The 25,366-nt window shown below is 72.6% G+C and carries 19 protein-coding genes; 4 read left to right on the forward strand and 15 right to left on the reverse strand.

Annotated elements, in window-relative coordinates:
* The first annotated feature begins 92 nt into the window (after positions 1 to 92).
* Positions 93 to 719, forward strand: a complete 627-nt coding sequence (locus CXY01_RS06080; RefSeq protein WP_146926217.1) for a TIGR00645 family protein — start codon at positions 93 to 95, stop codon at positions 717 to 719.
* Positions 719 to 1,285 (forward strand): GNAT family N-acetyltransferase, encoded by a 567-nt coding sequence (locus CXY01_RS06085; RefSeq protein WP_146926218.1) that lies wholly within the window; start codon positions 719 to 721, stop codon positions 1,283 to 1,285. Before CXY01_RS06080 ends, CXY01_RS06085 begins: the two co-directional genes overlap by 1 nt.
* Here the strand turns inward: CXY01_RS06085 and CXY01_RS06090 are convergent.
* From CXY01_RS06090 to CXY01_RS06100, 3 genes are read right to left on the reverse strand one after another with little or no spacing between them, the layout of a single operon-like run.
* A complete protein-coding gene (locus CXY01_RS06090) occupies positions 1,282 to 1,746 on the reverse strand; it encodes a hypothetical protein (RefSeq protein WP_146926219.1) in 465 nt (154 codons plus the stop codon). The two genes, CXY01_RS06085 and CXY01_RS06090, sit on opposite strands and share 4 nt — an antisense overlap.
* 2 nt (positions 1,747 to 1,748) lie before the next feature.
* On the reverse strand, positions 1,749 to 2,504 hold the full coding sequence (gene dapB / locus CXY01_RS06095) for a 4-hydroxy-tetrahydrodipicolinate reductase (protein ID WP_146926220.1): 756 nt from the start codon (positions 2,502 to 2,504) through the stop codon (positions 1,749 to 1,751).
* 17 nt (positions 2,505 to 2,521) lie between these two features.
* Positions 2,522 to 3,349: a hypothetical protein gene (locus CXY01_RS06100; RefSeq protein ID WP_146926221.1), complete on the reverse strand. Its 828-nt coding sequence runs from the start codon at positions 3,347 to 3,349 to the stop codon at positions 2,522 to 2,524.
* Positions 3,350 to 3,417: 68 nt separating this feature from the next.
* On the opposite strand from CXY01_RS06100, the gene CXY01_RS06105 reads away from it, so the two are divergent.
* Positions 3,418 to 5,256, forward strand: coding sequence for a hypothetical protein (locus tag CXY01_RS06105; protein ID WP_146926222.1), 1,839 nt, complete (start codon positions 3,418 to 3,420; stop codon positions 5,254 to 5,256).
* A 198-nt stretch (positions 5,257 to 5,454) separates the two neighbouring features.
* Here CXY01_RS06105 and CXY01_RS06110 read toward each other — a convergent pair whose 3' ends face one another.
* From CXY01_RS06110 to CXY01_RS06145, 8 genes are all read right to left on the reverse strand, one after another.
* Entirely contained in the window at positions 5,455 to 8,274 is a 2,820-nt protein-coding gene (locus tag CXY01_RS06110) for a beta-L-arabinofuranosidase domain-containing protein (protein ID WP_222594497.1), read from the reverse strand.
* A 258-nt stretch (positions 8,275 to 8,532) separates the two neighbouring features.
* On the reverse strand, positions 8,533 to 9,879 hold the full coding sequence (locus CXY01_RS06115; protein WP_146926223.1) for a M16 family metallopeptidase: 1,347 nt from the start codon (positions 9,877 to 9,879) through the stop codon (positions 8,533 to 8,535).
* Between the two features lie 2 nt (positions 9,880 to 9,881).
* On the reverse strand, positions 9,882 to 12,119 hold the full coding sequence (locus CXY01_RS06120) for a polyribonucleotide nucleotidyltransferase (protein WP_146926224.1): 2,238 nt from the start codon (positions 12,117 to 12,119) through the stop codon (positions 9,882 to 9,884).
* 215 nt (positions 12,120 to 12,334) lie between these two features.
* Complete coding sequence (rpsO, locus tag CXY01_RS06125) at positions 12,335 to 12,604, reverse strand: 30S ribosomal protein S15 (RefSeq protein ID WP_055922151.1); 270 nt, start codon at positions 12,602 to 12,604, stop codon at positions 12,335 to 12,337.
* 92 nt (positions 12,605 to 12,696) lie between these two features.
* Positions 12,697 to 13,725 (reverse strand): bifunctional riboflavin kinase/FAD synthetase, encoded by a 1,029-nt coding sequence (locus CXY01_RS06130; RefSeq protein WP_146926225.1) that lies wholly within the window; start codon positions 13,723 to 13,725, stop codon positions 12,697 to 12,699.
* A gap of 114 nt (positions 13,726 to 13,839) precedes the next feature.
* Complete coding sequence (locus CXY01_RS06135) at positions 13,840 to 17,079, reverse strand: glycoside hydrolase family 9 protein (RefSeq protein ID WP_246125092.1); 3,240 nt, start codon at positions 17,077 to 17,079, stop codon at positions 13,840 to 13,842.
* Between the two features lie 194 nt (positions 17,080 to 17,273).
* A complete protein-coding gene (gene truB / locus CXY01_RS06140; RefSeq protein ID WP_146926227.1) occupies positions 17,274 to 18,218 on the reverse strand; it encodes a tRNA pseudouridine(55) synthase TruB in 945 nt (314 codons plus the stop codon).
* Complete coding sequence (locus tag CXY01_RS06145; RefSeq protein WP_246125094.1) at positions 18,215 to 18,808, reverse strand: TetR/AcrR family transcriptional regulator; 594 nt, start codon at positions 18,806 to 18,808, stop codon at positions 18,215 to 18,217. Before CXY01_RS06145 ends, truB begins: the two co-directional genes overlap by 4 nt.
* 74 nt (positions 18,809 to 18,882) lie before the next feature.
* Between CXY01_RS06145 and CXY01_RS06150 the strand changes: the two genes are divergently transcribed.
* On the forward strand, positions 18,883 to 20,316 hold the full coding sequence (locus CXY01_RS06150) for a DHA2 family efflux MFS transporter permease subunit (RefSeq protein ID WP_246125096.1): 1,434 nt from the start codon (positions 18,883 to 18,885) through the stop codon (positions 20,314 to 20,316).
* A gap of 57 nt (positions 20,317 to 20,373) precedes the next feature.
* Here CXY01_RS06150 and rbfA read toward each other — a convergent pair whose 3' ends face one another.
* The 4 genes from rbfA to nusA all read right to left on the reverse strand — a co-directional run bounded on the left by rbfA (position 20,374) and on the right by nusA (position 25,365).
* Positions 20,374 to 20,811, reverse strand: coding sequence for a 30S ribosome-binding factor RbfA (rbfA, locus tag CXY01_RS06155; protein WP_146926229.1), 438 nt, complete (start codon positions 20,809 to 20,811; stop codon positions 20,374 to 20,376).
* An 84-nt stretch (positions 20,812 to 20,895) separates the two neighbouring features.
* Positions 20,896 to 23,763 carry a translation initiation factor IF-2 gene (gene infB / locus CXY01_RS06160; protein ID WP_146926230.1) on the reverse strand — a complete coding sequence of 956 codons (2,868 nt, stop codon included), beginning with the start codon at positions 23,761 to 23,763 and terminating at the stop codon, positions 20,896 to 20,898.
* Between the two features lie 148 nt (positions 23,764 to 23,911).
* Positions 23,912 to 24,196, reverse strand: coding sequence for a YlxR family protein (locus CXY01_RS06165; RefSeq protein ID WP_146926231.1), 285 nt, complete (start codon positions 24,194 to 24,196; stop codon positions 23,912 to 23,914).
* Between the two features lie 116 nt (positions 24,197 to 24,312).
* Complete coding sequence (gene nusA / locus CXY01_RS06170) at positions 24,313 to 25,365, reverse strand: transcription termination factor NusA (protein ID WP_146926232.1); 1,053 nt, start codon at positions 25,363 to 25,365, stop codon at positions 24,313 to 24,315.
* Position 25,366: the final 1 nt, after the last annotated feature.

Below are 25,366 nucleotides of genomic sequence, written 5' to 3' on the forward strand. Positions count from 1 at the left end.
ATCGACGGCCGTCGGCCGTTGGGTGTCCGAACCCGCCTCGTCGGGCGCTGCAGTCGCGCGTCCGCACCTCGTCACCCCGGAGGAACCCCCTCGTGGCCACTGCCGCCCAGCGCAGCTCGCTCGGCTCCATCATCTTCCTGTCGCGCTGGCTGCAGGTGCCTCTCTACCTCGGCCTGATCGTCGCCCAGGCGATCTACGTCTGGCAGTTCATGGTCGAGCTGGCGCACATCTTCGACGAGGTGTTCCTGCACGGCGGGATGGACGAGTCCGCGATCATGCTCGCGGTCCTGGGCCTGGTCGACGTCGTCATGATCGCGAACCTGCTGATCATGGTGATCATCGGCGGCTACGAGACGTTCGTGTCCCGGATCAAGCTCGACGACCACCCGGACCAGCCGGAATGGCTCTCGCACGTCAACGCGAACGTGCTGAAGACCAAGCTCGCCATGTCGATCATCGGCATCTCCTCGATCCACCTGCTGGCCAGCTTCATCCGGGCCGAGGCCATCCTCGAGGAGCCCCAGGGCAACGCCGTCCTCCTGTGGCAGACGGCGATCCACCTCGCCTTCATCCTGTCGGCGGTCGCGCTGGCCTGGATCGACAAGATCTCGGCCAAGCACCCGCCGAAGTCCGTCCCCGTCGCCGGCGACGCCCGCGGGCCGGTCACCAACCCGCCCAAGGCGTCGGACGACCAGCGCGAGACGGTCGGCGTCCTCTAGTGCCCCTGTTCACCGACAACGCCGACGTCTCGGTCCGCCCCGCGGTCCGGGGCGACGAGCACGCGATCGCCCGCATCCAGGTCGAGGCGTGGCAGCTGTCGCACGTCGAGGTCCTGGGGCAGGGCGCGCTGGACCTGCTCGACGCGTCCGCGATCGAGGCGCAGTGGGCGTCGGCGGTCTCGTCCCCGCCCGGTGCGGGCTACCGCGTGCTGGTCGCGTGCGACGGACCGACCGTGGTCGGCGTCGTGTCGGTCGCGCCGGTCCCCGCCGCGGAGGACCGGCCGTTCGACGCCCCGGGCGGCGCGATCCTCGCGCTCGAGGTCGAGCCCGCCCACCAGCGCGTGGGCCACGGGTCGCGACTCCTCGCCGCTGCCGTCGACACGCTGCGTGAGGACGGCGCCGACCAGGTGCACACGTGGGTGCTCGACGGCGACGACGCGCGCGCGCAGTTCCTCGCCTCCGCCGGGCTCGGTCCCGACGACGTGGTCCGCGAGCTGGTCTCGGGCCGCATGCCCGACGGCTCGGTGCGGACCGTCACCGAGCACCGCTGGTCCGCCTCGATCTAGGCGCGGTGCAGCCGGCTGGCCGTCCGCAGCGACTCGCGGGCGCGCCGCCGGTCCCCCGCCGCGTCGTAGGCGAACGCCAGGTGGTACCAGGAGCGCCAGTCGTCGGGCTGCGCCTCGGCCTGCGCGCGAGCCGGCTCGAACGCCTCCCGTGCGGCGGCACGGTCGATGCGTCCGCCCGGCGACCGCGGCAGGTCGTCGACGGGCAGCTCGTCGGCGTCAGCCAGCTCGTCGGCCATCCGCTGCACGTCGATGGCGAGGCGCCATTCGCGGGCGACCAGCCAGATGACGAGCGGCGGCAGGATCCAGAACGCGATGCCCAGGCCGACCCCCACGGGCTCACCGGTGCGGATGAGCGCGGTCGCGCGGCTGGCCACCAGCCACACGTACAGGCCGAGCAGCCCGGTGAGGGCGACGGCAGCGGCGACGGACGTCCAGCGCAGCCGGCTCGATCGGGCAGCCACGGTCACGCCAGGTCGAGCAGCTGCTCGAGGCCGACCGTCAGCCCGGGCCGCGCACCCACCTGGCGCACGGCCAGCAGGACGCCCGGCATGAAGCTGACGCGGTCGAAGGAGTCGTGCCGGATGGTCAGCTGCTCGCCGGCGTTGCCCAGGAGGATCTCCTCGTGCGCGACGAGCCCGCGCAGCCGCACCGAGTGCACCCGCACGCCGTCGACGTCGGCCCCGCGCGCCCCGTCGAGGCTCTGCGTGGTCGCGTCCGGCACGGGACCGAGGGCAGCGGCGGCGCGCGCGGCCGCGATCGCGGAGGCCGTGTGACGCGCGGTCCCCGACGGCGCGTCGACCTTGTCCGGGTGGTGCAGCTCGATCACCTCGACCGACTCGAACCAGCGCGCGGCCCGCGCCGCGAACGCCATGGCCAGCACGGCGCCTAGCGCGAAGTTCGGGGCCACCAGCACGCCGACCCCGGGCCGGTCGGCCAGGTGGTCCCGCACCCGCGCGAGCGAGTCGTCGTCCCAGCCCGTGGTGCCGACCACCAGGTGGACCCCGGCGTCGACGAGCGCGTGCACGTTGCCCTCGGTCGCCGACGGGACGGTGAAGTCCACCGCCACCTGCGCCCCGGCGTCGACGACCGCCGCCAGGTCCGCGCCGGCGTCGACCGCGGCGACCAGCTCCAGGTCGGGAGCGTCCTGCACCGCGCGGACCACCGTCGACCCCATGCGTCCCGCCGCACCCAGCACGGCCACCCTGATGCGCTCGCTCACGAGGTGAAACCCTAACGTCAGGCGGCGACCCCGAGCGCCGCAGCGATGCCCGACTCCAGCCGTCGCAGCTCGAGGTGGCTCAGCCCCGTGAACCGCTCCACCTCCCGGGGCGGGTAGCCGGCGCGCAGGTACCACTGCAGGACCGCGAGCACGTCCTGGGGCCGCACCGGGCCGGGCCCGACGGCGTCCCGCACGAACGCCGAGAACCGCACGGCCGCCAGGAACGCCTCGGGGGTGATCCCGAGAGTCTCGACGACCTCCCGGTGCAGGACCCCGACGGCGAGGTCGGCGTGCCGGGCCAGGTCGGAGGCCCGGACGAGCCCGCGCTGCTCGACGACGCTGCGCAGCACCGGGCCGAGCGCCTCGAGCGGCGACCCCACCGGCACCGGCACGGCGTGCGCCACGAGCGTCGAGCCGAGGAGAGCGGCGGCATCAGCGTCCCGTCCCTGCTCCAGAGCGGTCGCGCACACGTCCTCCACCTCCGCGCCGAGCACCGCCGACACAGCGACGGGCTCGTGAGCGCCTGCGCGCACGCCCATGCGCGCGAGGCCCACCGGGTCCAGCTGCGCCCCCAGACGGACCGACGGACCGCGCTGCTCCCGGACGAATGCGCGGTCGGCCAGCCCCCGGATTCCGCTGCGGTCCGGCGTCCGCGCCTGCGTCAACGGGTCGATGTGCTCCCCCGGCACGCCGACGGACACCGTCACGAGCCCGTGCCCGTCCGGCAGCAGCACCTCGCGCTCGACGACGCCGTCAGGCAGCCGGACCACCCACAGGTGCTCGACGATCCCGCGGGCGCTCGGCGGGGGCGCGTAGCGCCGGTAGACGACCTGGTCGGGAGCCACGCCCCATCATCGCGCGCCGCACGTCGCTGCGGGTCAAGATCGTCCCTGCACGTCCCGATGTGGTCTGGATGGACCCGGCCCGCCAGCTCATCGACCTGCGACGGCGACCGGAGGCTCTCGTCGCGGCCGTGGGCGTCGTCGTCCTCGCACTGACGTACGCGATGGTCGTCTGGAACAACGTCCTGGAGAGCCGCTCGTCGGCCGGGTACGGCTGGCCCGAGGACCAGGTGGTCCTCGTCACGGTGCGCTGGACGCTGACCGTCGTGCTGTGGTGCTCGGTCGTGTGGGTCGCGTCCCGCCGCCAGGCCCGGCTGGGCCACCCGTGGCGGGTCCCGGCGATCGCCCTGGGCGTGATCGCGCTCTGGGTCGTCACGTCGTGGAGGTCGGACTATCAGCAGGGCCTGCTCGCGATCGCCGTCCCCTGGCCCGGTCCGGTGCCGGGCGTCGTCAGTCTCGTCCTCCCCGAGAACGACCTCCTGTCGTCCTGGGCCGTCCGACCCGGGATCGTGACGCCGTTCCTCCTCGCCGTGGCCGTCACCGTCGTCGCGCGCGCGGCGGCCCGACGCGCGACCGCGGACGGCCGACCTGACCCGTCGGTCCCGTCGAGCGCAGCGACGCGTACCGCCCTGGTGGTCCTCGCTCCGCTCACCGTCGCCGCCGTCGTCACAGCGACGTCCCTGCTGTGGTCCCGCTCCCGCCGCGAAGGGACGTCGGACCTCGTCCTGAGCATGCTCGTCGACCCCGGCGCCCGCCTGGCCGTCGCGATCACTGCCGCGCTGCTGCTCGGCGGGACCGGACGGGTCGGCAGGGTGCTGACCGGTCTGGTCACGGTCGTCGCTGTCGGTCCGCTGGTGCTGACCTGGTGGGCCGGGGCTCCCGGCGAGAAGCTGGCGGGCGCGGCGCTCGGAGCGCTGGCCGTCTGCCTGGCGGCGGCCGTCCATCCCGTGTCGACGGCCCTGTCCCGGACGGACCGCGTCGAGCCCGGGTCGGCGCCCATCGACGCTCAACCGGTGCGGGGCCGGCAGGTCGGCCCTGCTCACACGGCTCCCGACCTCGTGCAGCCCGTCGTCGGCCTCGTCCTCGCGCTCGTGGTCGCCGCGTTCGCGATGCTGGCCGCAGAGCCGGTCCTCCGGGCCGCGGCGGGCGACCACGCGGACAGCGTCACGCGCGGCATGGTCTGGGACGAAGGTTCCGGCTGGGCGTGGTCCATCGGGGTGTGCCTGCTGCTCACCTGGTCCGCGACCCGGGGGCTCGCCCGCCGCGGCTCCCGCTTCACGGCGGCGCCCCTCGTCCTGGCCCTGGCGATCGTCGTGAACGACGCCCTGGTCTGGCACACGAACGAGCTCGACGTCCGCACGCCGCTGTCCACGGCGATCGACCCCGGCAGGTACTACGGCTCACCGTCGTGGGCCTTCACTGCAGCCGCCCCCTTCGTCGTCGGCGCGCTGCTGGTGGTCGCCTGGTGGCTCGGTCGCCGCGTCGCGCCGGTCGCCCCACCGCCACGCTCCGCGCTCGTACCCGCCGCCATCGTCGTCGCGCTTCCCGCGCTGGCGGCCGCCGCACTCGTCGTCGCCGTCCTGGCGGTGAACGCAGGCGACGTGATCACGGACGCGCAGCGCGGGCAGCTCCTCACGCTCGCGCTGATGGCTCTCCTGGTGCTCGGGTTCCCGCTCCTCGCGTCGGGCGGGGGTCGCGCCGGCGTGGTGGCGACGCTCGCCGGGGTCCTCGCGATCCCCGGCATCATGACGATCCCGCTGTCGTCGGCGCCCCTCGCCGCGCTCGCCGTGACGGGGTCCTCGCTGTCCCTGGTGCCCCTGGCTCGGGCGATTGCCCGGGCGCGATCTCGACGAGCGACGACGACACGAGAGATCGCACCGGTGCCCGACCGGGCGCCTGCCGCCAGATGACGGCACCGTCGACGGTCGCACGGCCCGCAGATGGCCGGCAACTGCTGCGACGCTCGCCATCACGCTGGCGACTGCCGTCCATCCGCTCGCCTCGGTCTCACGCCTCGACCTCCGGGACGACGTCGCGGGCGACCGCGCCGGACCTGGCCGGGCCGCGTCGTCGTGACGTGACGTGACGGGACGTGACGTGACGTGACCTCAGACGAACCGCCAGAGGTGGTCGGCGGTGCCGCTGTCGTCCCAGACGAGGACCTGGGCACCCTGGGTCGTCGACATCGCGTCCACGCCCAGGACACGACCCGTCGCGTTCTGCAGCCGGAAGTACCCGTCGGAGCCGTACCGCAGGCGCCACCGCTGGGTCGTGGCGCCCGTGTCCGTGGTGGACACCGCACGGCCGCCGTTGCCGGTGCCGTCGACGGCGAGCACCTTGCCGGTGTGCTGGTTCCGCAGCCGCAGCAGCCCGTCGGTGCCGAGGACGGCCGACCACAGGTGGTCCGCCGTGCCGGTGTCGACCCACTGCACGACGAGCGCCCCGTCCGCGGTCGACATGCCGGACACCCCGAGCACCAGGCCGCTGTTCCGGTTCTGCAGTCGTCGCGCACCCGTGGGCACGACGCGCCAGCGGTTGTCGGCGCTCCCGTCGTCGCCCGACATGACGGCCTGGGCCCCCTGCGCGGTGGCGTTGCCCTGCATCCCCAGGACCCGTGACGTGTGGACGTTGCGGACGCGGTGGGTGCCGTCGCCGGCGTCCACCAGCACCCAGCGGTGGTCGGCCGTCCCGGTGTCGCCCCACTGCAGGACGCGAGCGCCGTCCGCGGTGGACATGTTCTCGACCCCCAGCACCTTGCCGCTGTGCACGTTGCGCAGCTTGAGCGCGCTTCCGTCGGGCACGAGCACCCAGTCGTGGTCGGCGGTGCCGTTGTCGGCCCACTGCAGCGCCAGGCCTCCGTCGGCCGTGGACATGGTCGAGATGCCGAGCACCATGCCGCTGGCGGCGTTGACCAGGCGGTACGGTCCCGACGTCCCCGCGGCACCTCCACCCTGGCCGCTGGTGCGCCAGTACACCGTGTAGTTGTGGCCGTGGGCGTCGTAGAACGGGCCGAGCCCGACGTCCTGGCCGTCGGCCCGCGCGGTGAACGCCAGCGAGGAGGCGCCGGTGCGCGTGACGGACGCGACGTCGAGCGTCGGCGGCCCGGACAGCGCGCGGTCACCGTAGTTGCCCGAGAGCACGACCGGACCGTAGAAGACCGCGCCCGTGCGCGGGTCGTCGTTGGTCGGCTCGACCCGGACGCTCATGGGGAGCCGGACGGTGAGCGCGTCGCCCGCCGCCCACGTGCGGGTGACCGCCGCGTAGGTGCCGGGTGCCGCCGCCGTGCCCAGCGGGGTCCCGTTGAGGGTCATTGAGGCGCCCGCGGCCCAGGACGGGATCCGCACCCGGACCGTCCAGGACCCCGACGGGCTTCCACCGATCGTCAGGGTCGTGGTGTCCGCGACGGGGTACGACGTGGCCTGGGTGACCGTCAGGTTGCGGGACGTCCACGTCAGGGTGGACGGCATGAACAGGTTGACCGTGAGCGTGGTGCCCTCGGAGAAGTAGATGGAGTCCATGAGCTTGGTGCTGGTCTCGATTCCGGTGCCCTGGCAGCACCAGAACGTCGTGTACGGCGTGGAGAACGTGCCGCCGCCCCAGGCCGGTCCCGCGGACACACCGCGCCGGCCGCCGGGACGCAGCGGTGTGAAGTAGGAGAAGCCGCCGAGGGGGTCGCTCGGGTTCTGCGCGCCGAGCAGGTGGTTGAGCAGCGCCCGTTCGTAGAAGTCGAAGTACCGCGGGTCGTCGGGGTCCAGCGACCACAGCTCGCGCGTGAGCTTGAGCATGTTGTACGTGTTGCACTGCTCGCACGTGTCGGTGTCGAGGTACGTCGAGATCGCCCCCGCGGGCCGGAAGTGCTCGGCCTCGCTGTTGCCGCCGATCGCGTACGTGTGCGCGCCGACGGTGATCGCCCAGGCGTTGCGGGCGATGTCCCGGTAGCGCGTGGTGCCGGTGGACTTGTACTCGCGCGCCGCGCCCACCCACTTGGGCACCTGCGTGTTGGCGTGCGAGCCGTTGAGCTGGTCGCGGTTCGCGGCGAGGGGGTCGAACGACGACGCGTGGTCGAAGCGCTGCGCGACGGTGAGCCAGCGCCGGTCGTCGGTCATGAGGTAGAGGTCGGCCAGGACCGCGTTCATGCCGCCGAACTCGACCCGCAGACAGGTCTGCATCTGCGTCAGGGACAGCCGGGCGGTGCGGACGTCCACCCAGGCGGCGAACCGCAGCAGGACGTCGCGCGCCTGCGTGCTGCCCAGCAGCCGCCAGACGTCCAGCAGCCCGGCCAGCGTCTTGTGGATCGCGTAGTACGGCACGTTGCCGTTGCCGGTCCCCGTCTCGACGACGGAGAACTCGGACTCGGGGAAGCCCGACAGGTACCCGGCGGCGAACCCGGCGGCGCCGTTGTTGGCCTGGCACCTGGCCAGCTCCGCCACCATCGTCGCGGCCCTGTCGCGGCACGTGGTGTCGCCCAGCACCGCCCACGCCTGTGCCCAGGCCGTGAGGAAGTGGCCCTGGCTGTGGCTGCGGAACGGGAACGTCGGGGCCTCCCAGCCGCCGAGCGGCTGGGCGTTCTGCGTCGGGAGCCGGTGGTTGGCGCGGAAGTTGTAGAGCAGGCGGTCGACGTCGACGCTGCGCAGGTACGCGAGCGTCCGGTCCTGGTTCTGGGTCCAGCGGCTCGCAGCAAGGCGCACCTGGCCGAGCTCGAAGGGCCGGGCGCGGGTGCCGATCTCGGCACGGGCCTGGGCCAGCTCGGCGGCGTACGACCGGGCTGCCGGGCCCAGGTGCGGGCCGGCGGCGGCGGCCAGTCCCGCCACGCCCGCCAGCTGCAGCAGCCGGCGACGGGAGAGGGACGTGCTCGGGCGGGGGTGTTCCGGTCGTCCCGGCTCCTGGCTCATGCCGAACCTCTCCGTCGAGGTGATGTTAGCGCTCACAATTCGTACCGGAGCGACGCTAGGTGGTGCGCGGCCCCGCGTACACGGCCTCGACGGTTGCGAAACGCTTCGTATTCGCGCACGGGGGCGCGAGCCACGGGCACCGTCCACAGCGGGACGCGACGTGGCAGAGACGGACGGCGCCGACCTGTCAGGAGCCGGTCGGAGGGCGACGGCCGGCGCGGACGACCGGTCGGGTCACGAACACGTCGCGCCGGGCCTGCGCGGACGAGCACGCGTCGACGGACGGGAGGTCGATCAGTCCCCGAACGGCCCGACGCGGACGATCGAGCGCGGACGGGATGCCAGCTCCCCGGCCAGCTCCTGCACGTCCTGCACCGTGACGGCGCGGATCAGGTCGAGCGACTCGTCGATGCTCAGCAGCGAGCCGTGGACCAGCTCGGACTTGCCCAGCCGGCTCATCCGCGACCCGGAGTCCTCCATGCCGAGCACGAGGCCGCCGGCCAGCTGACCCATCGACCGTTCGAGCTCGGCCTGCGTGATCGGCGCGTCGGCCATCCGCTCCCACTCCGCGACCATCAGGGCGACGACCTCGTCGACCTTGCCGGGGGTGCAGCCCGCGTAGAGACCGAAGACCCCGGTGTCGGCGTGCCCGGACGCGAACGAGTACGTGGAGTAGGCCAGACCGCGGCGCTCCCGGATCTCCTGGAACAGGCGCGACGACATGCCGCCACCGAGCACCGCGTTGAGCACCGAGAGCGTGAACCGCTTCGGGTCCGTCGCGGTCAGCGAGGTGCCGCCGATGATGACGTTCGCCTGCTCGGTGTGCCGGCGGATGGTCAGCTCGACGCCCTCGGCGGGGATGCCGCCCTGTCCGGCCTGCACGGCGACGTCCGTCGGCACGCGGCGGCTGCGGGGCTCGGCGCCGGCGTCGAGGGACCAGCCACCCGTGGTGAGCGCCTCGCTGACCTGCGCGCAGAGCACGTCGTGGTCGACTCCCCCGGCGGCGGTCACGACGAGCGTCGACGGACGGTAGTGCTCCCGGTAGTGCTCCCACACCGCGTCACGCGGGACCGCGCGGATGGTGTCGGGGGTGCCACCGATGGGTCGGCCCAGCGCGTGGGCGCCGAGGACCGCGGCGGCGAACTGCTCGTGGACGACGTCGCTGGGGTCGTCGTCGTTCATCGCGAGCTCTTCGAGGATCACGCCGCGCTCGGTCTCGAGCTCGTCGGTGTCCAGGCGCGCGGACGTGACCATGTCCGCGATGACGTCGACCGCCATCGGGAGGTCCGTGTCGAGCACACGGGCGTAGTAGCAGGTGTGCTCCTTGCCGGTGGCGGCGTTGGCCTCACCACCGACGGCGTCGAACGCCTCCGCGATGTCCATCGCGGTCCGGCGTGCGGTGCCCTTGAACAGCAGGTGCTCGAGGAAGTGCGTCGAGCCGTGGTGGCCGTCGGACTCGTCGCGCGAGCCGACCCCCACCCACGCGCCCACGGTCGCCGAGCGCAGGCCCGGCATGTGCTCCGTGAGCACCCGGACCCCGCCGGGCAGGACGGAACGACGCACGATGGCGTCGCCGTCCTGCCCGACGGACTGCTCGGCCCCGGGCTGACCCGGGCGGACGAGCGGGAGGTCCAGAGGCATCGTCAGGCGTCGACCGGCTCGGACGCGGGAGCGGCCTGCTCGTCGCCACCCTCCGTGCCCTCGTCGATGACCGCGTGCAGCGACAGCTTGCCGCGCGGGTCGATCTCGCCGATCTCGACCTGGACCTTCTGGCCCACGGCCAGGACGTCCTCGACGTTCTCGACGCGGCGACCGCCGACGAGCTTGCGGATCTGCGAGATGTGCAGCAGGCCGTCCTTGCCCGGCGACAGGGAGATGAACGCACCGAACGTCGTGGTCTTGACGACCGTGCCGACGAAGCGCTCCCCGATCTCGGGCATGTGCGGGTTGGCGATCGCGTTGATCGCCGCCCGCGCGGCCTCCGCCGACGGACCGTCGACGGCGCCGATGTAGACCGTGCCGTCGTCCTCGATGGAGATGTCGGCGCCGGTCTCCTCCTGGATCTGGTTGATCATCTTGCCCTTCGGCCCGATGACCTCGCCGATCTTGTCGACCGGCACCTTCACGGAGATGACGCGAGGAGCGAACGGGCTCATCTCGTCGGGCACGTCGATCGCCTCGGCGATGACGTCGAGGATCGCGAGGCGAGCCTCCTTGGCCTGGGTGAGCGCGCCGCCGAGCACCGAGGCGGGGATGCCGTCGAGCTTGGTGTCGAGCTGGATGGCCGTGACGAACTCGCGGGTACCGGCGACCTTGAAGTCCATGTCACCGAACGCGTCCTCGGCACCGAGGATGTCCGTGAGGGCCGCGTAGCGCGTCTCACCGTTCACCGTGTCGGACACGAGGCCCATCGCGATGCCCGCGACCGGCGCGCGCAGCGGCACACCGGCGTTGAGCAGCGACAGCGTGGACGCGCAGACCGAGCCCATCGAGGTCGAGCCGTTGGAGCTCAGCGCCTCGGAGACCTGGCGGATGGCGTACGGGAACTCCTCGCGGCTGGGCAGGACCGGCATGAGCGCACGCTCGGCGAGCGCCCCGTGACCGATCTCGCGACGCTTCGGCGAACCGACGCGGCCCGTCTCGCCCGTGGAGTAGGGCGGGAAGTTGTAGTTGTGCATGTAGCGCTTGCGCGTCTCCGGGGAGAGCGTGTCGAGCTGCTGCTCCATGCGGAGCATGTTCAGCGTGGTGACACCCAGGATCTGGGTCTCGCCGCGCTCGAAGATCGCGGAGCCGTGCACGCGGGGCAGGACCTCGACCTCGGCGGACAGCGTGCGGATGTCCCGCAGGCCACGGCCGTCGATGCGGAAGCCGTCCGTGAGGATGCGCTGGCGGATGAGCTTCTTCTGCACCGAGCGGTACGCGGCGGAGAGCTCCTTCTCGCGACCCTCGAACTGCGCGGAGAGCTGCGCGACGACCTCGGCCTTGATCTCGTCGAGGCGGTTCTCGCGGGTCTGCTTGTCCGCGATGCTCAGCGCGTCGCTCAGCGACTGCGTCGAGGCGCCCTCGACGGCGGCGTAGGCGTCGTCCTGGTAGTCGGGGAACGTCGGGAAGACCTGGGTCTCCTTGGCGGCCTTCGCGGCCAGCTCCTGCTGGGCCTGGACGAGCACCTTGATGAACGGCTTCGCGGCCTCGAGGCCCTGGGCGACGATCTCCTCCGTGGGGGCCACGCCACCCTCGAACTTGATGATGTTCCAGGACTTCTCGGGCGCCTCGGCCTCGATCATCGCGATGGCCACGTCGTCGCCCACGACGCGGCCGGCGACGACCATGTCGAACGTGGCGCGCTCGCGCTCGGAGTAGCGCGGGAAGGCGATCCACTGGCCGTCGACGAGCGCGATGCGCACGCCACCGACGGGGCCGGAGAACGGCAGGCCGGACAGCTGCGTCGAGATCGAGGCGGCGTTGATGGCCAGCGTGTCGTACGCGTCGTCCGGGTGGATCGACAGGACGGTGATGACGACCTGGACCTCGTTGCGCAGGCCCTTGACGAACAGGGGGCGCAGCGGGCGGTCGATCAGGCGGCACGCGAGGATGGCCTCGGTGCTCGGGCGACCCTCACGGCGGAAGAACGAGCCGGGGATCTTGCCCGCGGCGTACTGCCGCTCCTCGACGTCGATCGTCAGGGGGAAGAAGTCGAACTGCTCCTTCGGGTGCTTGCCGGCCGTCGTGGCGGCGAGCAGCGTCGTCTCGCCGTCCAGGTAGGCGACAGCGGCACCGGCGGCCTGCTTGGCGATGCGGCCGGTCTCGAAGCGGACGGTGCGGGTGCCGAAGCGACCGTTGTCGATCACTGCCTCGGCGAACTGGATCTCGGGACCCTCCACGGGTGCCCTCCTCTGTGGTGAAGGCGCCGGCCGTCCGCGAGCGATCTTCGATCGAGGCCACCGGACTCCCCTCGCGGAGCTTCCGGAAGCCACTACCGAGGACCGAACCGAGCGGACCGACGCGGTGTGGTGGTACTGGTCGTGCTGGGTGGGCCCGTGCGGGCCCGACGCGGCACCAGCCCGGACCCTGAGCGGGTCCGGGCTGGTGCGAGGCGTTATCGGCGCAGGCCGAGCTTCTCGATGAGGCTGCGGTAGCGGTTGATGTCGACCTTCTGGAGGTACCCGAGCAGGCGACGACGCTTCCCGACGAGCAGCAGCAGTCCGCGGCGGCTGTGGTGGTCGTGCTTGTGGGTCTTGAGGTGCTCCGTGAGGTCCTTGATGCGCTGCGTGAGCATCGCGATCTGGACCTCGGGGGAACCGGTGTCACCCTCGTGGGTGGCGTGTTCGGTCATGATGGACTGCTTGACGGCACTTTCGAGCGGCACGGTTCTCCAGGTTGTCTCGTTGCGCGGTGCGCCGGGGCATGTCCACCCGGGCTCTCTCTGTCCGCGGCCGTTCGTACGGCGCCCATAGACTATCAGGCTGCGGGCGCGCCCCCGGCCCCCGTGGTCGTGCCGGCCGGCGTGACGAGGATCTCCCGCACCCGCTCGACGTCCTCGCCCATGCGCACCAGCAGCTCGTCCACCGAGTCGAACCGCAGCGTCGGCCGCAACCGCTCCACCAGCTCGAGCACCACCACCTCGTCGTAGAGGTCGAGGTCCGTGCGGTCCAGCACGTACGCCTCGACGCGGCGCTCGACGCCGTCGAAGGTCGGGTTGGTGCCGATCGAGACGGCGGCCGGGAGGACGTCGCCGGCGCCGGACGTGCGTCGCAGCCAGCCCGCGTACACGCCGTCGGCGGGCACCATCCCCGTCGCGTCGGCCGCGAGGTTGGCCGTCGGGTAGCCGAGCTCGCGACCACGCGCGTCGCCGTGCACGACGACGCCGCGGATGCGGTGCGGCCGGCCCAGCACCCGTGCCGCCTGGACGACGTCACCGGCATCCAGCAGCTCGCGCACCCAGGTCGACGACCAGCGCCGCCGCAGCGGGTCCGCAGCCCGGTCCTCGGCGCTGCCCGGGTCGGCCGACTCGGCGGGGGTCACGTCGTCGATGACCTCGACGTCGAACCCGTGCTCGCGGCCGAGCGCGACCATCGTCGACAGGTCCCCGGAGTTGTTCCAGCCGAACCGCACGTCGCGGCCCACCACGACCGTGCGTGCGCGCAGCACGTCGACCAGGTAGCGGCGGACGAAGTCCTCGGGGGTCTGCCGCGCGAACTCGAGCGTGTACTCCAGCAGCAGCACCGCGTCCAGGCCCGTCTGCTCCAGCAGCTCGAGCCGGTCGGCGTCGCCGGTGAGCAGCGGCGGCGCGGTGTCCGGCCGGTGCACCTGCTGCGGGTGCGGGCTGAACGTCACCGCGACCGACTGCGCACCCACCGTCGCGGCGTCCGCGCACATGCGGCGCAGCACGCTCACGTGACCGCGGTGGACGCCGTCGAAGTTGCCGATCGTCACCACCGACGGACCGAAGTCCGCGGGCACGTCGGACAGCTCCCTCCAGACCTGCACACCTGCTCCTCGTCGTCCGTGCCCCGCTCACGATCGAGGGCTCGACGGACAAGCCTGCCATCCCGGCCACCCGGCGCACGCCATCGAGGCGCGCGCCGGGTGCCGGACCAGGTCCTACGAGGGGTTGCGGTGGTGTCCCGGCAGGGTGAGCGTGAGCCGCGCGGGCTTCGTCGCCGTCGAACCCGCCGAGTTGCTGAACACGGCCCGGTACTCCGTGCCGAGGCTCAGCACGGTGGCCCTGAAGCTCAGCGTGGTGCTCTTCGCGCCCGGCACCGTGACCCACGGGCTGCCGAACCAGCGCACCTGCCACTTCACCGTCGGAGCCGGGTAGCCCGTCGCGGCCGCCGTGAAGGTAACGGTCTTGCCGAGCGCCACGCGGGCCGGAGCCGGGTGCTTGGTGATGACCGGTGCGGACTTCGCCACCGTCAGCGTCGCCCCCTGCGTCGTGGCCGAACCCGCCGCGTTGGTGAACACGGCGCGGTACGAGGCACCGGCGGTGACCACCACGTCGAGCGTGGTCCCCGTGGCGCCCACGACGTCCTGCCACGGCCCCGCCTGCTGGACCTGCCACTGGACGGTCGGTGCCGGGGTGCCGGACGCCGCCGCCGTGAAGGTCGCCGTCGACCCGTAGGCCGCCGTCACCGACGCGGGCTGCTGCGTGACGACGGGAGCCACCTGCACCGGCGCACCTGCACCCAGGTCGGCGACGAACGACGCCACCCAGGACATCGACGAGTTCCAGTTGATCGTGATCTCGTTGGACGCCCAGGACGAGATGACGTCGAGGTAGCACATCGAGGGCGCGCAGCCCTCGGTGAACGTCGCCTGCATCGTCGGGTCCCACGTGCCCGTGACCGAGTTCGGGCCGCCCGCCAGCGAACCCGGCGGGGGCTCGGGCAGGCCCGGGTCGAGAGAGTTCGCGAACCAGCGGCTGTGCTGCTGGTGCGAGGCCACCTCGCCCCACCCGGTGACGTAGGACTGGTTGAGGCCGTTGCGGCCCAGCAGGTAGTCCATGCCCTCGAGCACCGCGCGGCTGTACGTCGTGTCCCCGGTGAGGTCGTAGGCCACGCCGAGGACGACCAGGTTGTTCGTCACCGACGAGTTGGAGCCCCAGTCGTAGGTGCCCGAGACGGGCGAGTAGACCGAGCCCCACGGCTGCGCCGCCTGGCTGGCGACGTACTCGTCGGCACCGGCGACCACCGAGGCCTTGACCTCGTCGAGGCCGGGCAGGTCGTTGGGCACCGTGGCCAGGTCGATGCGGCCGAGCGCCGCGACGCTTCCCCAGTTGAACCCCCCGGCCGTGAACACGTCCGCGGTGTGCTGCGGGCTGGCAAGGACGTACTCCTCGAACGCGTCCTCACCCGTGGTGAGGAACAGCTCCGCGGCCGCCCAGTAGAACTCGTCCGTGACGACCGCGTCGTCGTACGGGCCACCACCGTCGGAGCCCGCCGCGGCGGGTGCGTAGACGGCCGGGTGCTCGAGCGCGGCGGCCCAGGTCGACCGCGCCGTCGCCAGCAGGGAGTCGGCGAACGCGGCGTCGTACTCACGGAACAGGCGGGCACCCTGAGCCGCTACCGCGGCGACATTGAGGGTCGCGGCCGTGGACGGGCGGTGGAGCGAGCGCACCTGCGGGTCGTCCGCAGGAGCCAGCGGCAGGCCCGTCCAGCCCTCGTCGTGGACCTTGTGGTGCACCATCCCGGCGTACTCGCCGGAGGGCGCGATCATCTTCTGCATCCACTCGAGCTCCCAGCGCGCCTCGTCCAGCACGTCGGGCACGTCGTTGCCGTGCTCGGGAACGTCGAGGGTGCCGTCGCCGAGCGCCCCGGGCGTCGCCGACGACGCCGTCAGGGTGCGCTCGTACGTGCTGAGCAGCTGCGCCACCGAGATGCCGCCGTTGACCACGTACTTGCCGTGGTCGCCGGCGTCGTACCAGCCGCCCGAGACGTCGAGCGTGTAGTCGCAGGTCCAGCCGTCGTAGTAGTCGCGCGGCCCGATGCACGGCACCTCGGTGTCGCCCTGGTTGGGTGCGAGGCCGACGTGGCCGGCCTCGCGGGCGTACTCCTCGCCGACGATCGCACCGTCGATGGGTGTGCCGGAGCGAGCGAGGTAGAAGTAGTCGAGCGCGTCCTGGCGGAGCTGCTGGTAGAGGTCGGCGTCGATGTCGAACGGACGGCTCGTCTCCCCGTCGGCGACCAGCGTGTAGCCGGCACCGGCCGTGGTCACCTCAGAGAAGTCGATGACATGGACGTTGAGGTCGGTCGACGCGTCCGTGCCGGCGGGAGCGGTGGTGCCGGACGTCACGACGGCGTCGGCCGCATCGTGCAGCTCCCACGGCAGCGCCTCGGTCGACTCGGTCACCAGGGTGGCCCGCTTCGGGCCCTCGGGCACGTAGCCGACCTGGTTGACGCGCACGCGCGGCCCGGTCTCGGGTTCGTACGGCGGCGGCGGGCTGGCCGTCGTCCGCAGCGACACGTCAGTGATGCAGAACTCGTACCCGACCGACTTGCCCAGGTGGAAGGCCAGCTGGCCGGGCGCCGTGCCGTCGGCGGGGAACGTGAGGTTCGCCGTGAACGGGTAGGTGTACGTGGTCAGCTCGCTGGTCAGCGGCGCGGACGCCTGCTCGAACGTGGTGCGGTAGGCACCGCCGCCCTCACCGACGATCACGCGCACCGGGGTGTCGGGCGTCGCCTTCGCGGTGAAGGTCAGGACGTAGTTCTGGCCCTCCTCGATCGGGATCCCCGTGAAGGCCAGGCCCGCGTCCCAGGGGTTGGGCTGGCCGCCCGGCAGGGTGGTGCAGACGCCGCCGTCGACGAACACCGGGTCCGACCCGCCGTACAGGCCCCACGGCCCGAGCGACTCGGCGAACGAGGTCTGCGGCAGGAGCTCGACGTCGGAGGACAGCGACACGTCGTCGAGGCAGAAGGTCCAGGCGTCGGGGCTGAACCCGCCGAGCTGGAAGGCGATCTGGCCCTCGGGCTCGTCCGCGGTGGCGGTCGCGGGGTAGCTGTCGGCCGCGGTGAACTCGTAGGAGAACTCCGTCAGGTCCGAGGTCAGCGCCGGGCTCTTGTCCACGACGGTGCCGTACGGGGCGCCGTTCTGGCCCACCAGCGCCCGGACGGTGACGTCGGTCGTCGCCGAGGCCGAGAACGCGAACGTGTAGGTCGACCCCTCCTCGACCTCCACGCCGTTGAGCAGCACACCGACCCCGTACTGCGCCGAGCCGGCGGGCACGTCGACGCAGAAGCTGCCCCCGCTGGTGTCGATCGCCCCCTCGTGCCCGTACGCGACCCACGATCCCGGGCCGTCGTCGAACGACTCGGTCGGGACGGCGGCGACCGTGGGAGAGATACCCACGATCGCGAGTGCGGCTGTAGCGGTCAAGACGGCGCCTGAGCGCCAGGTGCGACGAGAAACCACGGTGTCTCCCTTGGTAGGAGCGCTCCCACAACCCTGTGGGACGCTGTGACGCTCCGCGCAGAGTAGCCCCGGAAGCGGACATATCGGAAGAGCCTCGAAACGGTTCGTCCGAACGAGCGGCCCGGCACCGCTCAGGCGGGCGAGAACACCAGCGCCGGGCGGACCGTGCCGCCGCGCTCCTCGAGCAGGGCCACGAGCCGGCCGTCGGGACCGATACCCGCCACCGTGGTCCCGGGCGCGTCGTCGGCCACCCCGATCGACTGGCCGTAGGACAGGGCGCGGGCCTCGTCGTCGGTGAGCTCCCGCACGGGGAACGTCGCCCGCGCGGAGTCCGCCAGCGACACGACGTCGATCGGCTCGTCCACCGGCAACGCACCCAGGTCGTCGAGCGACCTGGCGACGTCGAGCGAGTAGCCGCCGACCCGCGTGCGCCGCAGCGCGGTCAGGTGGCCGCCCACTCCCAGCGCCGCTCCCAGGTCACGCGCGAGCGCGCGGACGTAGGTCCCCGAGGACACCACGACGGTCACGTCGACGTCGAGCACCGGCGAGCCGTCGGCGGTGAGCGCCGGGCGCACGTCGTGCACGTCGAACCTGCTGACCGTGACCGGCCGCGCCGCGAGCTCGACGTCCTCGCCCGCGCGCACGCGCGCGTAGGCGCGCTGGCCGTCGACCTTGATGGCGGACACGGCGCTGGGCACCTGCTGGATCGCACCCGTGAGGGCGGCCGCGCCCGCGGCGACGTCGGCCGTCGTCACCCCCGAGGCGTCGACCGTGGCGACGGCCTCGCCATCGGCGTCGTCCGTGGTCGTCGCGACGCCGAGCCGGATCGTCGCGGTGTACTCCTTGTCGGCGCCGACGACGTACGTCAGCAGCCGCGTCGCTCGACCGATCCCCACCACGAGGACGCCGGTCGCCATCGGGTCGAGGGTTCCGGCGTGCCCGACCTTGCGGGTGCTCGCCAGGCGGCGCATGCGCGCGACGACGTCGTGGCTGGTCCACCCGGCGGGCTTGTCGACGACGACCACGCCGTCCGCAGCGGTCGGCCGCCGGGGTCCCGGCTCCCCCGACCTCGTCACGCGGTGCGCCGCTCGGAAATGCCGTCCTCGACGCACTGCACGAGCGCGTCCAGGCCGGCGTCCTCGCCGCGGTGCGCCGGCGCGTCGACCGCGAGGAGCACGTTGATGAGCATGCCCTGCGCGACGAACGCGCGAGCGGTCTCGTCGTCGGCTCCCGACCGCTCGCGGAAGAGACGGAACGCCTCCCCCAGCGTGTGTCGCGCGACGCGCCCCACCTCCTCGTCGGCGCCGGCGATGAACCCGTGCATGACCAGACGCAGCAGGTCGCGGTCCGCCAGGAGGCCGACGTAGGCGTCGCCCATCGCGTGCCCGGCGTCGGGCCCGGCCGGGACCGCGCCGAGCGTCGCGAGGATCTGCGCGCTGGCCTCGGAGTACGCCTCGAGGAAGAGCTCGCGCTTGGTGCCGAACAGCCGCACCACGTAGGGCTGGGAGACGCCTGCCGCGCGGGCCACCTCGTCCGTGCTGGCCGCGTACCCGCGCTCCGCGAACACCCGGCGCGCGGCGACCAGGATCTCCGCACGTCGCTGCGCTCCGGACATCCGCTGTGCCGGCTTCTTCGCCGCCCACGCGACCTGCTGCTCCTGAGACATGGTTGACATGTTATCAGCCGATGCCTACGGTCCGTCTTGTTAGTAATCAGTCAATGCCAACAAGGAGACCTCCCGTGACCGCCACGTTGCCGGCACCGGCCCAGCTGCCCGTCGCGCCACCGTCCGCGCGCCGCCGGGGCACCGCCGTCGCGCTCATCGCCGCGTCCGTCCCGATGTTCATGGCCACGCTCGACAACCTGGTCATGACCACCGCGCTGCCCGTCCTGCGGACCGAGCTGTCCGCCACCCTCGAGCAGCTCCAGTGGATGGTGAACGCCTACACGCTGAGCTTCGCCACGCTCATGATCGCCGCCGCCACGCTGGGCGACCGGTGGGGGCGCCGTCGTGTGTTCGTCGCCGGGATCGTGGTGTTCGCCCTCGCCTCGATCGCGTCCGCCCTGGCCACCAGCGCCGAGCTGCTCATCGCCGCCCGCGCGGTCCAGGGTGCCGGCGCCGCGGCGATCATGCCGCTGTCCCTCACCCTGCTCGCCGGCGCGGTCCCCGCGGCTCGGCGCGCGATGGCGATCGGGATCTGGGGCGGGGTCTCCGGCCTCGGCGTAGCCCTCGGACCGGTCATCGGCGGCGCCGTCGTCGACGGCATCTCGTGGGAGGCGATCTTCTGGATCAACGTCCCCGTCGCGGTCGTCGCCATCCCGCTGGTGTTCTGGGCGCTGCCCGAGTCGCACGGCCGGCGCCAGCGGCTCGACCTCGCCGGGCTCGTCCTCGCGGGTGCCGGCATCCTCTCGCTCGTCTGGGCGATCATCCGCGGCAACGACGACGGGTGGGGCTCCCTCACCGTGGTCGGCGGCATGGCGCTCGGCGCCCTCCTGATCGTCGCGTTCCTGTTCCGCGAGTCCCGCACCGACCACCCGCTCATCCCGCTGCGCCTGTTCCGGGTGCGGTCGTTCGCGGTGGCCAACGGAAGTGCGCTGGTGTTCTCGTTCGGCGTCTTCGGGCTCGTGTTCCTGCTGGCCCAGTACCTGCAGATCGGGATGGGCTACACGCCCCTGGAGGCCGGGATCCGCACCCTGCCGTGGACCGCCGCGCCGATGGTCTTCGCGCCGATCGCCGGCATGCTCGCCCCTCGCGTCGGGGTCCGTCCGCTGCTCGCCGCCGGTCTGGCCCTGCAGGCCGCCGGCCTGGCGTGGATGGGGCTCGTCGTCACCAGCGACACCCTGGTCTACACCGACCTGGTCCCTGGGCTCGCCCTCGCCGGCATCGGCATGGGCCTGACGTTCGCGCCGAGCGCCACCGCCGTCCTGTTCGACATGGCACCCGACGACCACGGCACCGCCAGCTCGGTGAACTCGACCATCCGCGAGATCGGCGGCGCCCTGGGCGTCGCGGCGCTCGTCGCGGTGTTCACCGCGTCGGACGGCACCCTGACACCCGAGGGCTATGTCGCGGGCCTGCAGCCGGCCGCCCTGGTGGCCGCGGTCGTCGTGGCGCTCGGCGCCCTGATGGTGCTGGCGTGGATGCCGCGCGAGACCGGCCGCCAGCGCGCCTGACCGACAGCACGACGGCGCCCCTCCGACATGTCGGAGGGGCGCCGTCGACTGTGTGCGTCAGTCGTCCGACTCGTCCTCGTCGGGCTTCTTGTACGGGTCGGCGTCCCCGGCGAAGCTCGCCTGGGCCGCCAGCGCGGCGACCTCGCGGTCCCGGCGTGCCGCCTCGAGCAGCGCGGCGTCCAGCTGGGCCGAGGTGTCGGGCAGTGCGTCCAGGTGGAAGTCCAGCGACGGCGTCAGCCGGATGCCGGTCTGCTTGCCCACCTCGGAGCGGATGATGCCCTTCGCGCTCTCCAGCGCGGCGGCGGTGTCGGTGCGCGCCGCGTCGTCGCCCAGCACCGTGTAGAACACGTCGGCGTGCTGGAGGTCACCGGTGACGCGCACGTCGGTCACGGTGACGAACCCGAGCCGCGGGTCCTTGATCCGGGTGTCGAGCATCTGCGCGACGACCTGCTGGATGCGCTCGCTGAGCTTGCGGGCGCGGGCGGTGTCCGCCATCGGGGGCAACCTTTCTTCCTCGTGAGAGACCGCGGGGCGGGCGAGGAGCATTCCTCGCCCGCCCCGCGGGCGTTGATCACCGGGTCAGGCGCGAGGCTTCTCGCGCATCTCCCAGGTCTCGATGATGTCGCCGGTCTCGACGTCGTTGAACGACCCCAGGCCGATACCGCACTCGAAGCCCTCGCGGACCTCCGTGGCATCGTCCTTGAACCGCTTGAGCGACTCGATCGACAGGTTGTCGCCGATGACCTTGCCACCACGCGTGATGCGCGCCTTCGAGTTCCGTCGGATGAGGCCCGACCGCACGATCGACCCGGCGATGTTGCCGAACTTCGACGAGCGGAAGACCTCGCGCACCTCGGCGGTACCGAGCTGCGTCTCCTCGTACTCCGGCTTGAGCATGCCCTTGAGGGCCGCCTCGACGTCGTCGATCGCCTGGTAGATGACCGAGTAGAAGCGCACGTCGACGCCCTCGCGGTCCGCCAGCTCCTCGACGCGCTCCGCGTACTTGACGTTGAACCCGATGATGATGGCCGAGTCGACCGTCGCCAGGTTGACGTCGTTCTGCGTGATCGCACCGACGCCGCGGTGGATGACCCGCAGGTCGACCTCGTCGCCCACGTCGATCTTGAGCAGCGCGTCCTCGAGCGCCTCGACGGCACCCGACACGTCGCCCTTGAGGACCAGGTTGAGGGTCTCGACCTTGCCCTGCTGGAGCGCCTGCGTGAAGTCCTCGAGGCTGATGCGCTTGCGACGCTTGGCCAGGAGGGCGGCACGCTCGGCCGCCTCGCGCTTCTCACCGATCTGACGCGCGGTGCGGTCGTCCGGCGCCACGATGAACGTGTCACCGGCGCGCGGCACCGAGGTCAGACCGAGGACCTGCACCGGACGCGACGGACCGGCCACCGTGACCGGCTCGCCGTGCTCGTCGAACATCGCACGCACGCGGCCGTAGGCCGTGCCCGCCACGACGGCGTCGCCGACCTCGAGCGTGCCCGACTGGACGAGCACCGTCGCGACGGCACCGCGGCCCTTGTCGAGGTTCGCCTCGATGGCGACACCACGAGCAGCCTTGTCGGCGTTGGCCCGCAGGTCGAGCGCGGCGTCCGCCGTGAGGAGGACCGCCTCGAGGAGCTGGTCGATGCCCTGGTTCTGCTTGGCGGAGACGTCGACGAACATCGTGTCGCCGCCGTACTCCTCGGCCACCAGGTTGTACTCGGTGAGCTGCTGGCGGATCTTGGCGGGGTTGGCCCCCTCCTTGTCCACCTTGTTGACCGCGACCACGATCGGCACGCCGGCCGCCTGGGCGTGGTTGAGCGCCTCGATGGTCTGGGGCATCACGCCGTCGTCGGCCGCGACCACGAGGATCGCGATGTCGGTCACCTGCGCACCACGGGCACGCATGGCGGTGAACGCCTCGTGGCCCGGGGTGTCGATGAACGTGACGGCACGGTCGGCGCCCTCGTGCACGGTGTGCACCTGGTAGGCACCGATGTGCTGGGTGATCCCGCCCGCCTCGCCCGCGACGACGTCCGTCTGGCGGATGGCGTCGAGGAGCTTGGTCTTTCCGTGGTCGACGTGACCCATGACGGTGACGACCGGCGGCCGCGCCGTCAGGTCCTCGTCGCCCTCGGCCTCGAGCTCGGCGTCCAGGTCGATGTCGAAGGCCCCGAGCAGCTCGCGGTCCTCCTCCTCGGCCGAGACCATCTCGATGGTGTAGCCCAGCTCCGCAGCGAGCGTGCCGAACGTGTCCTCGTCGAGCGACTGGGTCGCCGTGGCCATCTCACCGAGGTGGAACAGCACGGTGACCAGCGAGGCCGGGTTGGCGTCGATCTTGTCGGCGAAGTCGTTCAGCGACGAGCCGTGGCGCAGGCGGACGACGGTCTTGCCGTTGCCGCGAGGAACCTGCACGCCACCCAGCGAGGGGGCCTGCATCTGCTCGAACTCTTGACGCTTCGCCCGCTTCGACTTGCGGCCACGGACGGGACGACCCCCCGCGCGACCGAAGGCACCCTGCGTGCTGCCACGACCGGCACCACCGGGACGACCGCCGCCGCCACCGGGACGACCGGCGAAACCGCCACCGCCACCGGGAGCGCCACCGGGCGCACCGCCGCCGCCACCGGGACGACCGGCGTAGCCGCCGCGCGCACCGCCACCGGCGCCGCCGGGGCCACCACGGCCGCCACCGGGACCAGCAGGACGCTCGCCGGGGCGACCGACACCGCTGGACGTGCGACCGGGCATCATGCCCGGGTTGGGACGGGGGCCACCGGGACGGGGACCTCCGGGACGGGGACCGCCCGGACGCTCGCCGGCCGAGGCGGCCGGAGCACCCTCGGCGGCAGGACGACGGTCACGGTCACCCGGACGCGGCATGCCCTGCGAGGGCGCGAACGGGTTGTTGCCCGGACGCGGCGGACGGGGACCGCCGCCACCGGGGCGCTCGCCCTGGCGGGGCATGCCCTGCGACGGCGCGAACGGGTTGTTGCCCGGACGGGCGGCAGGCGGGGCCTGACGCGGGCCGGGACGGACGGCCGGGCTCGTGGAAGCGGCCGGTGCCGCAGCAGCGGGCGCCGGAGCCGGACGCGCCGGAGCCGGTCGGGCCGGAGCGGGAGCCGCCGGGGCCGCGGGGGCGGCCGGCGCGGGAGCCGCGGGGGCTGCGGCGGCGGGGCGCGGGGCCTCGACCGGTGCCGCAGGAGCGGGTGCTGTGGGGGCGGCAGCGGCCGGGGCGGGCGCCGGACGTGCCGGTGCCTTCGGGGCGGGTGCTGCTGCGGGGGCGGAACCTCCGCCACCGACCGGGTAGGTGTCGCGCAGCTTGCGGACGACCGGCGGTTCGATGGTCGAGGATGCCGAGCGGACGAATTCACCGAACTCGTTCAGCTTGGTCATGATGGTCTTGCTGTCGACCCCGAGCTCTTTGGCGAGCTCGTAGACGCGGACCTTGGCCACATCTCTCCTGTCTCGGTCCGCCCGGACAGGGTCGGACCGTCGTTAGTGCTGGGTACTCATCGCTGGGTACTCATCGGTGCGTGCTCATCGGGCAGCCATCGGCTTCCAACCCGCTTTCCGTATCGACGATCGGCCTCGCCGCCGGGAACTACCCGACGACGTCCTGCTCCTGCTGCTCCTCGAGGTGGCGGTGGACCGCGCTCGTGCCGGGCTGCCCCGCAACTCGCAGGGCGCGCCCGAACGCTCGTCGGCGTTCGGCCTTCTCGAGACATCCAGGATCGGGGTGCAGCCATGCCCCCCTGCCCGGCATCCGGCGGGCGACGTCCACGACGAGCACGGGTTCTCCCGTGACCTCCTGGTCGACGACCACCCTCAGCAGGGCTGACCTCGGGCCGGTGGCTCGGCACCCCACGCACGTGCGCACCGGACCCATGCCAGAGACACGTTCGGGTGTCTGTGGGGTCCGCCGGCTCGACGGGAGGAGCCGGACATCCGGCCCAGCCGCAGCAAGTCTACCGCGCCGAGGCTCCGGCGGCGTCACACGTGAGGTCACTCACTGCCGTCCGCTCCGTCACGACCGCCCGAGGAGGCCGTCTCGGGCACCTCGGCGTCCGAGCGGATGTCGATGCGCCAGCCGGTCAGCTTGGCGGCGAGGCGGGCGTTCTGCCCCTCCTTGCCGATGGCGAGCGACAGCTGGTAGTCCGGCACGATCACGCGGGCCGCGCGCGCCACCGGGTCGACGACCGTCACGGACAGCACCCGGGCGGGCGACAGGGCGTGCGCGATCATCTCCGCGGGGTCGTCGGCGTGGTCGACGATGTCGATCTTCTCGCCGTGCAGCTCGGCCATGACGGCACGCACGCGGCCGCCCATCGGGCCGATGCAGGCGCCCTTGGCGTTGACGCCGGGAACGGTCGCGCGGACCGACATCTTGGTGCGGTGGCCCGCCTCCCGTGCCATCGCCGTGATCTCGACGGTGCCGTCCGCGACCTCGGGGACCTCGAGCTCGAACAGCTTGCGCACGAGGTTGGGGTGCGTGCGGGACAGCGTCACCTGCGGGCCACGCTGACCGCGGGCGACCTCGAGGACGTAGCCGCGGATCCGGTCGCCGTGCACGTACTCCTCTCCGGGCACCTGCTCGTGGGCGGGCAGCACGGCCTCGGTGCCGCCGACGTCGACGAGCACGGTGCGCGGGTCCCGGCCCTGCTGGATGACTCCCCCCAGGACCTCGCCCTCCTTGCCGCGGAACGCACCGAGCACCTGGTCGTCCTCGGCGTCGCGCAGGCGCTGGACGATGACCTGGCGGGCCGTCGCCGTGGCGATCCGCCCGAAGCCGGCCGGGGTGTCGTCGAACTCGGGCCCGTCGGGACCGGGCGGCGGCATGACGCCCTCGTCGTCGGGCTCGCCCGCCGGCGCGGCCTCGCGCGCCCAGACGGTCACGTGGCCGGTCTTGCGGTCCACCTCGACGCGGGCACGCGTCTGCGCGCCCGGCGTGCGGTGGTAGGCGGACAGCAGCGCCTGCTCGATCGCGGAGACCAGCACGTCGAGGCTGATCTCCCGTTCGCGCTCGAGCAGCCGCAGCGTCTGCATGTCGATGTCCATC

The organism is Cellulomonas xylanilytica (assembly GCF_007989805.1).
Classification (GTDB): Bacteria; Actinomycetota; Actinomycetes; order Actinomycetales; family Cellulomonadaceae; genus Cellulomonas; species Cellulomonas xylanilytica.